Source organism: Clostridium vincentii, assembly GCF_002995745.1.
In the GTDB taxonomy this organism is placed as follows: Bacteria; Bacillota; Clostridia; order Clostridiales; family Clostridiaceae; genus Clostridium; species Clostridium vincentii.
In genome coordinates, this window is sequence record NZ_PVXQ01000020.1 from 17487 (window position 1) to 34135 (window position 16649).

Sequence of the window (16649 nt, forward strand, 5' to 3'; positions counted from 1 at the left end):
AATTTTTTTAATTTTTCATAAAATTTTACAATAATAAAGATTATAATATAATTGTGTTGGCTTACGCTGATGCAATTATTTTTTTGAGGAGATTTAAACATGCTTAATATTTGGGGATATAAGATAGTTGAGTGTATAAATGAAGGTAAGAATAATGTTATATATAGAGCAATTCGTAATTCTGATAATATCCCTATAATAATAAAGAAGCCTGTTTCTGATTATCCTAATTTATCGGTTATATCTACGTTAAAACATGAGTATGAAATAAATAATATAATAAATAGCAATAAAATTGTTAAAATATATGGGAGGGAACTAATAAATAATATACCTATTTTATTTGAAGAAGATTTTGGTGGTAATTCTCTTGAGAAGATTTTAAAGAGTAGAAATTTTAATATAATTGAATTCTTAAACATAGCAAATAAAACAACGGATGCACTAAAGGATATACATAAATGCAATATGGTTCATAATGATATAAATCCTAGTAATATAATTGTAGACTTAGAAATAAATACAGTTAAAATAACAGGGTTTGCATTGTCTTCAATGTTTTCAAAACAAAATCAATGCGTAGTGGATAATAGTTTTGGAGGGACACTAAGTTATATTTCTCCAGAGCAAACAGGTAGAATGAACTGCCCTACTGATTATAGATCTGATTTGTATTCTTTAGGAGTTTCCTTCTATGAGATAATTACTGGTGTTCTACCTTTTGTAGCATCTGATAAAATTGGATTAATCCATAGTCATCTTGCTATTAGACCAGAGCCACCTAATGAACTAAATAAACTGATACCTAGAGTTCTTTCAGATATTATAATGAAGCTAATGAAAAAAAACACTGAAGATCGTTACCAAAGCGCATATGGTTTAAAACATGACCTTGAACGATGTTTTAATTCTGTTAAGTCTGATGGAAGTATAGAGTATTTTAAATTAGCTCAGGAGGATATTTCTGAAAGATTTAAAATAACAGATGAGTTATATGGTAGGGACAATGAAATAGAAGTGTTACTTTCTGTCTTTGATAGAGCTAGCAAAGGAGAAAAAGAAATAGTAGTAGTTAAGGGACATTCAGGAGTAGGTAAATCAGCGCTTATAAATGAGATAAATGGACTGATTTCTAAAAAACATGGACGTTTTATTTGGGGAAAATTCGATCAATTTAAGCATGGGAATGCTCATTCACCTCTAGTAAAGGCTTTTAAAGCACTAGTTGAGCAGGTATTAACAGAAAGTAAAGAGGAAATTCAAATTTGGGGAAATAAGCTAAACAAATCATTGGGAAAAAATGGACAGATAATTATTGATATAATACCTGAAGTGGAAAAAATCATTGGCAAACAACCCCAAATTATTGAGCTTCCTACAGAAGAAACTAAAAATAGATTTAATTTAGTATTTGAAAATTCTATAAAAGTTTTTTGTGAAGAAAAGCATCCCTTGGTGATATTCATTGATGATATGCAATGGACTGATGCCACTACTCTTAAACTTATAGAAAATTTTATGGGAAGTTCCCCAATTAAGTACTTAGTACTAATTATGGCTTATAGGGATAATGAAGTGTTGGAAAATCATCCATTGCTAAGTACACTTAATAATATTTCAAAACAAAGATTAGAAATAAATACGATCTTTTTACAACCTTTAACACTAATAGATACAATTGAAATGATGGCAAAAACATTTAATTGTGAAATTGAAGATGTTGCTACATTAGCGGAATTAAGTTATGAAAAGACAGAAGGTAATCCATTGTTTTTAAAACAATTCTTATTTTCATTATATAGAGAGAATTTAATTATATTTGATAACTTGCTTAGGGTATGGAAATGGGATTTGTATGAAATTCAGAGTTCAGGTATTGCAAATAATATTGTTGAATTAATTACATATAGAATTCTAGGATTATCTTCTAATGCCCAAGAAGTATTGAAACTAGCCTCTTGTATTGGAATTCAATTTGATATTAAAACATTATCCAAGGTTTTTAAAAAATCTACCATGGAAACCTATGAGATTCTATGTGAAGCATTGCAAGAAGATTTGATATTAGTAAACGGAGATTTATTTTCCTTTATTCTTGGTGATGAAGAGGTAAACCTAATTTGTGATTTTTTACATGATAGAATACAACAATCTGTCTACTCAATAATTGATGAAGAAAATAAACGTGAACTACATTTGAAAATTGGAAGAATTATGTTAGCTGAAATGATTTCATCTAATAAGGATGAAAAAATATTGGATGTTATGAATCAATTAAATAAGGGAATAGATTTAATAAATAATTATGAGGAAAAGAAAAATATTGCAAATATGGAGCTTATAGCTGGTATGAGAGCAAAAAAGGCAACTGCATATCAGGTAGCGTATGATTGCTTCTCCAGTGGAATAAGACTTATGGAGGAGAAGGGGTGGGAAAACGAACATGCTTTAACACTGTCACTTTACGTCCAAGGAGCTGAACTTGCATCGTTAACAGGAGACTATAAGACTCTCGAAAAGTACACTGAAATTGCATTAGAACATAGTGAAACTGTAAGTGAAAAAGTAACTGTACTTGAAGTGAAGATTCTATCGTATACTGCTCAAAATAGGAAGATTGAAGCAATTGATACTTCATTGTTAGTTCTTAAGCTCTTAGGAATACACTTTCCTAAAAATCCTTCTTTAGTGCATGTTTTATTTCAATTAATAAAAACAAAGATAATGTTTCTTGGAAAAGGACATAATGATTTTATAGAGCTACCTGAAATGACTAATGCAACCGCGATTTTAGCTATAAACAACATGGTTAAAATTTCAACGCCAACTTTTATGATATATCCAAATCTGTTTCTATTAATGATATTTAAATCACTTAAATTATGTTGGAAGTATGGTCTTCCAAGTAATTCCTCAGTTTTTTTTATTGCTTATAGCATGCTTAAATGCACCCTTGGTGAGGTTAAGTCTGGATATGAATTCGGTGAATTAGCTTTAAAACTTATTAATAAATTAGATGCTAATGAATCTTCAATAGCCACATTTGTTATATATGCTAATTTTATTGGATTTAGGAAAAAACCTGTAAGAGAATTATTAAAAATTCTAATAGACTCCCATATACTAGGGCTTGAAATGGGAGATTTAAATTACGCAACTGCAGCCACACATATATATTGTTATACTTCGTATTATGCAGGGAAAGAATTATCAGTTTTAGCTAATGAAATGTCTTATTATACTGATGTAATGAATAAATATAATTCCAAGGAATGGTTATACCCGCACTTGGTTTTTCATCAAACAGTGTTAAATCTTTTGGGTACTGACGATGGTATATCTAATTTAAATGGAAGTGTATATAATGAATTTGAAAAAATACCCTATCATATAGAAGGAAAGGAAATAGGAACCCTTTGGGATATATATTTAAATAAGCTAATGCTTTGCTATATTTTTGGTGAATATTATGAAGCAAATGAAAATGCACTTTTGGCAAAGCGATATATAGAGGGTGCAAATGCGACATTTTCTATTGCTATTTTTTATTTTTATGAGTCTCTTGCTTTACTTACTAAGTTTAATAAACTAGATTTTATCAAACAAAAAAAGCTAATTATAAAGGTTAACTTAAATCAAAAGAAATTAAAGAAAATGGCGCATTATGCTCCAATGAATTTTTTGAACAAATATAATTTAGTTGAAGCAGAGAAATCTAGAGTGATGAATAAGAACTTAAAAGCAATGGATTATTATGATAAAGCTATTGAACTCGCCACAGAGAATCAATATATTCAAGAAGAGGCACTTGCTAATGAATTAGCGGCAAAATTTTATATTTCTACTGGAAAAATTAAAAAAGCAAGAACTTATTTAGAAGAAGCTAATTACGGTTATAGCTTATGGGGAGCAGTCGCTAAGACGAAGCAACTCCAAAGAGACTATTCTTACCTAAATATAACTGGAACCTATCAAAATCATTCAATGAAAGTTGCGATAACGCCATCGGAAAACAGGCCAGTTACTTCATCAATGATTTTAGATTCTGCAACAATTATAAAAGCAACCCAAGCGATTTCTGGAGAAATCAAGTTAGAAGAACTACTTAAAAAACTTGTATTTATATTACTTGAAAATGCAGGAGCACAAAAGGTATGTTATTTAGTAAAAAAAGATGCTAATTATATAATACAAGCTGAAGGAGTGATAAATGGGAAGAATCTAGAAATGATTTCTATGCCCTTAGATGAACGTTCTTCTAGAGTTCCTGAAAAGATAATTTATTCTGTAGAGCATTCAAAAAAGAGCATTATATTAGATACTGCATTCGAAGACGAAAAATATATGAATGACCCATACATTATATTTAAGAAATGTAAATCAATTATGTGTATGCCAGTAATAAGTAAAGGTGAACCCATTGGGATTCTTTATTTAGAAAATAACCTTATTTCAGGTGCATTCAATAGTGAACGAATTGAAATTTTAAAGATAGTGTCTTCTCAACTAGCAATTTCTATTGAAAATGCGAACCTATATAATAATCTTGAAGAATTAGTAGAAGAAAGAACCTGGGAACTAAAAAAAGAAATATCTGAACGTAAAAAAGTTCAAAAGCAATTAGAACAGATAGCAACACATGATGCTTTAACAGGTTTAGCTAATAGAATTCTATTTCAAATCAATTTGAAAAACTTAATTAGAACAAGCCCTATACAAGAAGATTCATTTTATGTAATTTTCATTGATTTAGATGGTTTCAAAGCGATTAATGATACTTTTGGCCATGATAGTGGAGATATAGTTTTAAAAGTTGTTGCTGAGAGACTAATAAAATGCGTAAAAACTTCTGATACAGTTTCTAGAATAGGCGGAGATGAATTTACAATAATTCTTAAAGATATAGTTTTAAAAGATGATGTAAGCCTTATTTGTAATAGAATTATTTCCGAAATTGCAGAACCTATTTCTATTGGCGAAAATAAAGGGTATGTAACTGCAAGTATTGGGGTTAGTAATTACCCTAATGATAGTGAAGATGTGGATGAATTAATTAAAAAAGCTGATGATGCAATGTATGTTGCAAAAAGAACTGGGAAAAATAAATTTATTATATTATAAAATATATAGCTCTGTTGATAGCTTTGAGTAAAACAAACCTATCAACAGAGCCATTTTTTTCTTTAATTAAGTAATTAAAGAATCAAAACTTATTTAATAATTTGCTTGAGATTTTTTAGAAATAGATATATAATTAGCTTGCTAACTATTAGTAAGCTAATTATTATGGAGATATTTAAATATTAATTTTAAAAGGAGAGGAATTTTAAAATGGAGAATAATGCAAGGAATCTATCAAAAAGTTTTAGAATTTTAAATATGACCCATCGAAAATATTTTGAGAGGGCAATAGAAAAATTTGGAATTCATAGGGGTCAGCATCATATTTTAATGGTTTTATCAGATAAGAAAGGTTTTGCAACACAAAAAGAAATTGCAGACTGTTTACATATAACTGCGGCTACTGTAGCTGTAGCTATTAAGAAATTAGAGAAGACCGGATATATTAAAAAAATTCAGGATGAAGAAGATTTAAGATACAATAAAATTTCTTTAACAGATAAGGGTATAGATATTGTAGCTCAAAGTAGAAGAACTTTTGAAACAATAGATAGTAGTTTATTTGCGGATTTTACAGATGATGAAAAAAGACAAATGGATAATTATTTAACCAGAATGACTAACAATATTAATAAAGCGCAAGAAAATAAAGATATTTAATAAAAATGGATAATAAGGGGGATTACAATGAAACAATATTGGAAATATGTTAAACCATATCTATCAGCTTTCATATTAGCACCAATTCTGATTTTATCAGAAGTTGTTGGAGACGTTCTTCAGCCGAAATTTATGACACTAATAGTTGATAATGGTGTGGTTAAAAATGATATTAGATATATAGTTACTATGGGTGGAATCATGGTATTAACTGCATTAGTTGCTATGGCTTGTGGTATTGGATGTATGTATTTTTCTTCTAAAGCTGCTATGAGCTTTTCAGCAGGTGTAAGAGAAGATGTGTTTAGTACGATACAAAAGTTTTCATTCAATAATATTGATAAATTTAGTACAGGATCTTTAGTAACTCGTTTGACAAATGATATAACTCAGATTCAAAATCTCGTTATGCTTGGACTTAGAATAGCTTTAAGAGCGCCAGGTATGTTAATTGGGTCAATAATAATGGCAGTTATGATTAATCCTCAATTAGCAGGAATCGTAGCTCTTACAATTCCTGTATTAGCTTTTGCATTATATATAATAATTAAAAATGCTTATCCAAGATTTCAAAAGATGCAAGTCAAAATGGACGATATAAATTCAGGAATTCAAGAAAATCTTACTAATGTTCGTGTAATTAAATCATTCGTACGACAGAATCATGAAGAAGAAAAGTTTGCAAATGCTAATACTTCATTAATGACTGCAACTCTAAAAGCATTAAGAATAGCAATACTTACTATGCCAATAATGATGTTAGCTATGAATATAACAACAATTGCAGTGATATGGTATGGTGGAAACAAGGTGGTTGCAGGGACTTTAACAGTAGCAGAATTAATAGCATTCACAACATATATAACACAAATACTTATGTCACTCATGATGCTTTCTATGGTTATTTTAAATGGAGCAAGGGCTGCTGCCTCATCTAAACGTATATTAGAAGTTTTAAATGAGGATGTTGATATAAGTGATAGTAAAGAATCAATGAATAAGAATTATAAAGTAACAAAAGGTAAAATTCAATTTAATAATGTTAGCTTTAAATATAGTAAAGAAAGTGAAGATAATATATTAGAAGATATATCTTTTACAGTAGATCCAGGACAAACAATAGGAATAATAGGAGCTACGGGCTCTGCTAAAAGCTCACTGGTTCAGCTTATTCCAAGGTTATATGACGTAACTTATGGGGAAGTACTTGTAGATGATGTTAATGTGAAGAATTATATGGTTCAGAATCTTAGAAATGGAGTTTCTATGGTTCTTCAGAAAAATACACTTTTCTCAGGGACTATTATGGACAATCTAAAATGGGGAGATGAAAATTGTTCTGAAGAAGAAGTAATAGAAGCTGCAAAAAGTGCTCAAGCAGATGATTTTATTAAAGGATTTACAGATGGATATAATACAGACCTTGGACAGGGTGGTATAAATCTATCTGGAGGTCAAAGACAAAGACTTTGTATAGCAAGGGCAATGCTTAAGAAACCTAGAATCTTAATTCTTGATGATAGTACAAGTGCAGTTGATACTGCCACAGAAAGTAAAATTCGCTTAATTTTAAAGACAAGTTTAAAGGATACAACTAAGATTATTATTGCACAAAGAATAACATCGGTTATGGATGCTGATAAAATTATTATAATTGATGAGGGTAAAATAGTTGGCATTGGGACCCATGATGAACTCATTATTAATAGTGAAGAATATCAAGAAATTTACTACTCACAAAAAGAAAAAGAGGTGGCTGCAGAATGAGTAATTTAAATAGAAATAAAAAACCACCTATGAGTATGGAATCTAAAGGAGATAAAAAACCAGGGAGTAAACCTAAGAATACAAAAGAAACTATTAAAAGATTAGTAGAATATATTTGCATAGATAAGCTTAAAGTTATTTTGATTTTGCTTTTTGTAATTATTAATACAATGTGTACATTGCTAGGTGCATATATGATTAGGCCTATTATAAATAATTATATACTGCCAATAGATGGAAGTAATCCAAGCTTAACTGGGTTAGTAGGAGCCCTTTTACTTATGGGTGGAATATTACTTATGGGAGTTATAGCTGCATATTTTCAAAATAGAATTATGATGGGAGTTTCTCAAAAAGCAGTAAAAGAGATTCGTAGAGATTTGTTTAATAAAGTGCAGAAACTACCAGTAAGATTTTTTGATACAAATAATCATGGGGACATTATGAGTAGATTTACTAATGATGTTGATAGCATAGGTGAAATGTTGAATAATATAGTTATATAGTTATACAGCTATTCACTAGTGTTATCACTATAATGGGAACTGTAGTTTTAATGTTATATACAAATGTGATTCTAGCACTTATTACAATTGCTACTGTACCAATAATGATAAAGCTTTTATCTAAGATAAGTTCAAAGAGTAGAGCTTATTTTAAAGAACAACAAGAATCCATTGGTAAATTGAATGGGTATGTTGAAGAGACTATTACAGGACAAAAAGTTGTAAAAGTTTTTTGCCATGAAGATGTTGCTAGAAGTGAATTTAAAGAGTTGAATGTTGAATTACGAGAAAAACAAATAAAAGCACAATTTTTTGGCGGTATGATTATGCCTATTATGGCGCAGATAAGTACAATTACTTATGCGGTTGTTGCCTGTGTAGGAGGTCTATTATGCTTAACTAGTGGATTTGATATTGGTGGTATTGCAGTATTCTGCAACTATTCAAGACAATTTGGGCGTCCTATAAATGAATTATCTAATCAAATTAACATTATATTTTCAGCTCTTGCAGGTGCTGAGAGAGTATTTAATACAATGGATAAAGAGCCAGAAGTAGAGGATTCCAAAGATGCAGTTGAACTTAAGGATGTAAAAGGAAGGGTAGTCCTTGAAAATGTAACTTTTGGATATAATAAAGATATGACTATTTTAAAGAATATTTCTCTTTATGCACATCCAGGACAAAAGATTGCATTTGTAGGATCAACAGGAGCAGGAAAGACAACTATTACAAATCTTCTTACAAGATTCTACGACATATGTGAAGGAAATATTACTATTGATGATATTCCTTTAATGAGCATCAAAAAAGATAGCTTAAGAAGTTCTATTGCAATGGTATTACAGGATACTCATTTATTCACAGGAACTGTTATGGAGAATATTAGATATGGACGTTTAGATGCAACTGATGAAGAGGTAATTGAGGCAGCTAAGACAGCAAGTGCCCATTCGTTTATCCGTAAATTACCAGATGGATATAATACAATGCTAGTAGGAGATGGGTCAAACTTAAGCCAGGGACAAAGACAATTAATTAGTATTGCAAGAGCTTCAATATCTAAGGCTCCAATTTTAATTCTTGATGAAGCAACAAGTTCTGTTGATACTAGAACTGAGAAACATATAGAGCATGGTATGGATAGATTAATGAAGGATCGTACTACTTTTGTAATAGCTCATAGACTTTCAACAGTAAGGAATTCAAATGCTATTATGGTATTAGAAAATGGAGAGATAATAGAGCGTGGAGAGCATGATGAACTTGTTGCGCAAAAGGGCAGATATTATGAACTATATACAGGATTAAGTGAATTAGATTAAGAATATTAATAAAATTTTAAAAATGTGATCTTAATCACAGTATTAAAATATAAGTATATGTATAATATAACTATAGATTTTAAATATACAAGGAGTGATTATATCATGTTTGATTATATAAATGGAGAAAATAATACTTTTAAAAATTTAATAAATGGAGAATGGGTTAGTAGTATAAGTGAAAACTTTATAGATATAAAATCACCTTTAGATAAGTCCTTGCTAGGTAGAGTACCAGCTATGACTAAAGAAGAGGTAGATAGTGCAATAAAATATGCCAAAGAAGCTCAGAAGAAGTGGAGAGATACTACAATAAGTGAGAGAGGCAAAATATTATATAAAGCAGCGGATCTTTTATTAGAACATTCAGATGAATTAGCTCATATTATGATGATGGAAATTGCTAAGGATAGAAAAAGTTCAAGTTCAGAAGTTTCAAGAACAGCAGATTTTATAAGATTTACTGTAGATACAGCTAAGAACTTATCTGGGGAAAGCCTTCAAGGGGACAGCTTTCCAGGATTTAATAATAATAAGATATCAATTGTAAGACGCGAACCATTAGGAGTTGTGCTTGCAATATCCCCTTTTAATTATCCAATAAATTTATCAGCTTCTAAAATAGCGCCAGCATTAATGGCAGGTAATTCAGTTATATTAAAGCCTGCGACTCAAGGAAGCCTTTGCGCACTATATTTGGCAAGTATCTTTGAGAAAGCAGGAGTTCCAAAGGGAGTATTAAATACAATTACAGGTAGAGGTAGTAACATCGGAGATTATATTACTACTCATCCAGGAATAGATTTTATAAACTTCACTGGTAGTACAGAGGTTGGAACTAGAATTTCTAAAATAACTTGTATGGTACCTCTATTAATGGAATTAGGTGGTAAGGATGCTGCTATAGTTTTAGAAAATGCTAATTTAGAATTAGCTGCAAGTAATATAGTTTCAGGTGGATATTCGTATTCAGGTCAGAGGTGTACTGCAGTTAAGAGAATTTTAGTAGTAGATAAAGTGGCAGATGAATTAGTGGCAAAAATTAAAGAAAAGATTAAATTACTTATTGTAGGAAATCCTATAGATAAGGATGTAGATATTAGTCCTCTAATTAGCACTGAAGCAGCAGATTTTGTTTGGGATTTAATTGAAGAAACTAAGTCTCGGGGTGCAAATCTAGTTATAGGGGGCAAAAGAGAAGGTAATTTAATTTATCCAACTCTTTTTGATAATGTGACAACAGATATGAGACTTGCTTGGGAGGAGCCTTTTGGTCCAGTACTTCCAATAATAAGAGTTAAGGATAAGGATGAAGCTATAGAAATTGCTAATAAGTCACAATATGGTCTTCAAGGTGCAGTTTTCACTGAAAGTATTAATGATGCCTTTTATGTGGCTGATAAGTTAGAAGTGGGAACAGTTCAAATTAATAATAAGACAGAAAGAGGTCCTGATCACTTCCCATTTATGGGAGTAAAGGCATCTGGTATGGGGACACAAGGAATAAAATATTCAATTGAAGCTATGTCTAGACCTAAAGCGACAGTTATAAATATAATAAGGTAATAATTAAAGAAGATACTCAAAGGTTAAAACCTCTTTGAGTATTTTTTTGCGTGCTGAATAATATATTTATCATATAATTAAGAAAAATTATTTAATCTAAGGGGAGTTGAATTTATTTGGCTGAAAAAAATAAATATATACAGCCTATTAATCCAACTAATGAAGAAAGATATAAAATGATAAAGATTGCGTTAGAAGAAGGAAATCACCCAGAGGATTTTGAGGATTTAGTAAAGCTACTTAGTCCTCCAAAGGACATTACAACTATAGGAGCGCCAGGAAGCGGTAAAGGAATTAAAGTTGGAATAATAGGTGGAGGTGTAGCAGGATTGTCCGCTGCCTTTGAACTTAGAAAACTTGGATTTAATATTACAATCTTTGAAACTCAAGAGAAACGAATTGGTGGTAGAATTTATACTCATTATTTTGATAAGGATAAAAGATTTTATGGTGAGCTTGGAGCTATGCGAATACCAGTAAGTCATGAAACTACATGGCATTATATTAATCTGTTTAAGTTAAAAACACGACCATTTATTCAATCAAATAAAAATGCATTTATTTATATAAAGAATAAACGGGTAAGAAATGATTCAGAAGGAAAAAATGTAATGGAAAAAATTTATCCTGAATTTGATCTAAAAGACTGGGAAAAAAATATGCCCTGGCAAAAACTTTTAGGGTATGCACTAGGAACTGCTTTTTTAAAAGTACCTCCATCCATAAGAAAAGAAATTCTACAGGTTAAAGAACATTACTCAAGTACAATAGAATATTTGGATAGCTTAAGTATACGAAAAGTAATGGAAGAAATGAATTTAAGTGAGGGGGCTATAGAGTTAATATCAGGATTGATACCATTCCTTGGAGGTTTCTATTATAATAGTTACTTCGAAAATATGCAGGAAGAGTATACTGTAGATTCTGCTTTCAGGTATGAAATAGTTGGAGGCACAGTTAACCTACCCCTTTCATTTTACCAATCTCTAATTTGCAAAAGCCCTAAGGAATACATTAATATTGAAGAAAATGATTTAGGAAAAATATGTTGGAAAAATGGAAAAACAGTAACTGGTATATATGAAGGAAATAAAAAAAATAAGGTTGCCCTTGAGTATAAAAGTGAAAAGTCTTTAGAGATTTCCCGGGAAAGTTTCGACTTTGTTATTTGTGCAATTCCATTCTCTAGTCTTCGAAACGTAGATGTAAATCCTATGTTTAGCAATGAAAAAATGCAGGCAATAAAGGAAGTTAACTATGTATCATCTCAAAAAACTATTTTTATGTGTAATGAACGTTTTTGGGAAAAGGGGGATGCAGAAGAAAAAATAGTAGGAGGAGGCTCCCATACAGATTTGTCCATTGAAACTATATGGTATCCTGGTTATCTAAATCGTGATAAAATAGAAAATAGGAAAGCTTCGAATAAACATAAAAAATCTGATTTATATGATGAAGCTGGAGTTCTTTTAGCCTCCTATAATCTTAATCAAGATGCATTGCGGTTAGGAAATCTTGATGACAGGACTAGGATTGAAGTAATAAAAAGACAAGTTGAAGAGGTTCACGGTCTTAAAAAGGGATACCTTGATTCAATAGTAGAAGAATCTAAAACTGTTCAGTGGGACAGCGAAAAGGGATTTTATGGCGGGTTTTGTTATTTTATGCCTGAACAACACAGGCTGTTTCAATATGCTATGGCAAAATCTGAATATGATAATAGAGTATACTTTGCTGGAGAACATATTTCTCCAGTACATGCCTGGATAGAAGGGTCTGTAAATACTGGCATGAAAGCTGCAAATGATATAGCAGAATGTTGTAAAAACATGTGATAAAAAATTAGTTGTAATTAAAAATAAAGGATTTGAGGAAAACAAAATGATAAAAAAGTATAATAAACCGGAACTTTTAGCACCAGCAGGTGGATTAGAAAAATTGAAAATTGCCTTTCAATATGGTGCAGATGCTGTATATTTTGGGGGGAAAGCATTTTCTTTAAGAGCAGCAGCTCAAAATTTTTCCTATGAGGACATGGAAGAAGGTATTAAAATAGCTCATAGCCTTGGTAAAAAAATGTACTGTACAGTAAATATAATGCCAAGAAATGAGGAAATAGAAAAACTTCGCGAATTTCTTAAAAAACTTGAGGAAATAGGAATTGATGCTGTTTTAGTATCAGACCTTGGGGTATTTGCAACTGTAAAGAAACATACTAATATTCCAATTCATATTAGTACACAAGCTAATACAATAAATTACGAGGCTTGCAATATGTGGGAAGGTCTTGGAGCAGAAAGAGTTGTTTTAGCAAGAGAATGCTCTCTTAAGGACATTAAAGAGATTAGAAAAAACATTTCAAAAGAATTAGAGTTAGAAGTTTTTGTTCATGGTTCCATGTGTATGTCCTATTCAGGAAGATGTTTACTTTCAAGCTATATGACGGGTAGAGATTCAAATCGTGGTTCTTGTGCACAGTCATGTAGATGGAAGTATTCATTAATGGAGGAAAAAAGACCTGGAGAATATTTCCCCATAGAAGAAGATTCTAATGGAACATATATTATGAATTCAAAAGATTTATGTATGATACAACATATCCCCGAGCTTATGGAAGCTGGAATTTCTTCTTTAAAAATTGAAGGTCGAAATAAGAGTGAGTATTATGTTGCTATAATCGTAAATGCTTATAGGAAAGCCATTGATTTATATTATAGTAATCCTGAAAATTATGAATTACCTAAAGAGATATACAATGAAATTTATAAAGTAAGTCATAGAGAATATAATACTGGATTTTTCTTCAATGAACCTAAAGCAGATGGGATGATTTATAATACTAATGATCATATTAGAGAATATGATGTTGTAGCAATTGTACATGATTATAATGAAAAAACTCAAATTGCTCTTTGTAAGCAAAGAAATAAGTTTATATTAGGGGATAAGGTTGAAATACTAACTCCTGATTCAGTAGGAGATTCCTTTGTTATTGAAGAATTGTTTAATGAAAATGGGAAAGCCATAGAAGAATGTCCCCATCCTGGGATGATGTGTAAGGTTAAAATCCCATTTAGTGTAGAAAAAAATAGTTTTATTAGAAAAAAATTAAATTAAGAAGCATAAAGGAAGTATGTTAATGAAAATTAGCATACTTCCTTTTTGTTTATATAGTATTCACGATAACCGTGTTAAATTTGAAATCCTCATAACAGTGATGAGTTTTGGAATATTCAAATATTTTACCATTTTCCAAGAAAGATATTTTTTCAACTTCCATAATAAAATCATTTTCTGTAAGATTTAAATATTGAATATCCCTTATATTAGCTTTATCCCCTTTTATAGAAATATGTGCACTTTGAATTTTATGACCTAATTCCTTTGTTATGTAGTCATATATTGAGTCTTCAATATGCTTTTTCTTTAGGCCTGGAATAACATATAAAGGCATATAGGTTTCTTCTATTACTTTAGGAAGGTTGTCTATAGTGCGTAGCCTTATAATTTTATATACAAAGTCATCAGTTATATTTAAATTTTCAGCTATTTCTTTATCTGGAGTAATGACAGAAAATTCTATTACAGTAGATTTTATATGTTCTTTTCCAAATTTTTTAGAATAACCGCAAAAATGTTCTAATTGGATAGTTGCTATTGGGGATAGGTTTTCTTTTACGTATGTACCAGACCCTTGACGCCTTATTAGCAGCCCTTCTTGGACAAGGAGGTCTAAAGCTTTGGTAATAGTTAATTTACTGTAGGAGAACTCTTGAGCTAAGGAATTACCATCAGGAATCTTTTCATTAGTTTTATAAACTTGAGTTTGTATTTTCTTTTTAATATCATTATAGACAACTTTATATTTTGGAAGCATAGTTAATCGTTCCTTCCTATTCTTAATGAATATATTATATAATAATTTACAAAATAAATATATCTATTTTGTAAAATATATGTAATTTTTAAATAAATTTAAGATGAATGTATTCCTTTAATTAGGATAAAAACTTTGTAATTAAGCAATTCTAAGGTATGCTGTAGAACAATATAAAATTTACAAATAAAAGAATAAATAAATATAATAAAATGGAAAAAGAGCAATTATTTTGTTATAATAATATAAGGGGCGGTGACTATTATAAAAATTCAAGTAAAAAAATATCGTAAAATAATAAAAAGCGTAATAATTTGTTTTTGTACCTTGTTAATTATTTATTTAGGTTTATCAATATATTTTAGCAATCATTTTTATTTTGGAACTGTAATAAACGGAATTAATGTTTCAGCTAAAACAGTAGAGCAAGCGGATGAAGAAATAGCATCTTCAATTAATTCATATACACTTGAACTAGCAGAGCGAGGAGATGTGAAAGAACAAATTAAAGCAACTGATATTGACTTAAAATATGATTCGGAAGGTAAAACTCAAACCTTAAAAGATAGTCAGAATTCTTTCGGATGGATTCTTGAACTATTTAAAACAGAGACTTCTCAGATGGATGAGATAGTTTCATATAATGAAGACTTATTAAAAGAAATTTTTAATAAACTTTCATGTTTTGATATTAATAATGTGATTGATCCTAAAAGTGCTACTGTAGAATATAGGGATACAGTCTATGAAATATCTGAAGAGGTTTATGGAAATAAGGTTAATAAAGATATTTTATATGATAATGTGGTAAATGCAATTATTAATGATGAAAAAATAGTGAATTTAGAAGATATAGATAGTTATGAAGTTCCAATGTATAATAAGGATTCTCAAGAAGTTATAGCTGCTAAAGACACATTAAACCAATATCTAACTTCAAAAATAACTTATACTATTGGTGGGGCATCAGAATTCTTAGATGGTTCTACAATCAATAAATGGTTAGGTGTTGATGAAAACTTTGAAGTTATAATAGATGAAGATAAAGTAGCAGATTATGTAGATACATTAGGTAGTAAGTATAATACTGCTGGAAGAACAAGAGATTTTGTTACAACATCGAAAGTACAAACAAAAATTAGCGGTGGTAATTATGGATGGATAATAGATAGATATCAAGAAGTTCAGGATATAATTGCATCTGTAAAAGATGGACAAGTTATAACAAAAGAACCCAAATATAGTAGTACTACTATAGCTCACAGTACTAATGATATTGGAAATACTTATATAGAAATTAATTTCACAAAACAACATTTATGGTTTTACAAAGATGGAGCTATAATTGCAGAAGGAGATGTTGTTACTGGAGATATAAGCAAGAAGACTGCAACACCAACAGGTGTTTATGTGTTAAATAGTAAAGAAAAAAATTCTACTCTAAGAGGAGAAGATTATGCTACACCTGTTGGATTCTGGATGCCATTTAATCAAGGGATCGGTCTTCATGATGCTATTTGGAGAGACAAATTCGGAAAGGAAATTTATAAAACAAATGGATCTCATGGTTGCATAAATGCACCTTACGAATTAGCAAAGGTTGTTTATGAGAACATTAAAGTAGGTACTCCGGTTGTTTGCTATTACGAATAACATCCTAGGAGAATAAATAAAAGAGTTACAACACTTTTAATAAGTGTTGTAGCTCTTTTTTTTGTTGCAAAAAATACATTAGAAGCAAGGTTAATAATAATTGGATTAAATAGAAGTCGCTAAACATAATATATAATATCAGAAATTTTAAAAATAAATAGAGCATTATTTACA

The 16649-nt window shown here is 30.1% G+C and carries 8 protein-coding genes and 1 pseudogene; 8 read left to right on the forward strand and 1 reads right to left on the reverse strand.

The window, feature by feature from the left end; all coding sequences use genetic code 11:
• Positions 1-99 precede the first annotated feature (99 nt).
• The 7 genes and pseudogenes from CLVI_RS09945 to CLVI_RS09975 all read left to right on the forward strand — a co-directional run bounded on the left by CLVI_RS09945 (position 100) and on the right by CLVI_RS09975 (position 14062).
• Positions 100-5121, forward strand: coding sequence for a diguanylate cyclase domain-containing protein (locus CLVI_RS09945; protein WP_106059980.1), 5022 nt, complete (start codon positions 100-102; stop codon positions 5119-5121).
• A 210-nt stretch (positions 5122-5331) separates the two neighbouring features.
• Positions 5332-5781, forward strand: coding sequence for a MarR family winged helix-turn-helix transcriptional regulator (locus CLVI_RS09950; protein ID WP_106059981.1), 450 nt, complete (start codon positions 5332-5334; stop codon positions 5779-5781).
• 27 nt (positions 5782-5808) lie between these two features.
• Positions 5809-7548, forward strand: coding sequence for an ABC transporter ATP-binding protein (locus tag CLVI_RS09955; protein WP_106059982.1), 1740 nt, complete (start codon positions 5809-5811; stop codon positions 7546-7548).
• 29 nt (positions 7549-7577) lie between these two features.
• Positions 7578-9379, forward strand: a pseudogene (locus CLVI_RS09960) (ABC transporter ATP-binding protein).
• Positions 9380-9484: 105 nt separating this feature from the next.
• Positions 9485-10945, forward strand: a complete 1461-nt coding sequence (locus CLVI_RS09965; RefSeq protein ID WP_106059983.1) for an NADP-dependent glyceraldehyde-3-phosphate dehydrogenase — start codon at positions 9485-9487, stop codon at positions 10943-10945.
• Between the two features lie 116 nt (positions 10946-11061).
• Positions 11062-12780 (forward strand): flavin monoamine oxidase family protein, encoded by a 1719-nt coding sequence (locus tag CLVI_RS09970; RefSeq protein ID WP_242980648.1) that lies wholly within the window; start codon positions 11062-11064, stop codon positions 12778-12780.
• 46 nt (positions 12781-12826) lie between these two features.
• Positions 12827-14062 (forward strand): peptidase U32 family protein, encoded by a 1236-nt coding sequence (locus tag CLVI_RS09975; protein WP_106059984.1) that lies wholly within the window; start codon positions 12827-12829, stop codon positions 14060-14062.
• A 49-nt stretch (positions 14063-14111) separates the two neighbouring features.
• On the opposite strand, the gene CLVI_RS09980 is transcribed toward CLVI_RS09975, so the two are convergent.
• Positions 14112-14822 (reverse strand): GntR family transcriptional regulator, encoded by a 711-nt coding sequence (locus CLVI_RS09980; RefSeq protein ID WP_106059985.1) that lies wholly within the window; start codon positions 14820-14822, stop codon positions 14112-14114.
• Positions 14823-15077: 255 nt separating this feature from the next.
• Between CLVI_RS09980 and CLVI_RS09985 the strand changes: the two genes are divergently transcribed.
• A complete protein-coding gene (locus tag CLVI_RS09985; RefSeq protein ID WP_341458751.1) occupies positions 15078-16475 on the forward strand; it encodes a L,D-transpeptidase family protein in 1398 nt (465 codons plus the stop codon).
• The last annotated feature ends 174 nt before the right edge of the window (positions 16476-16649 follow it).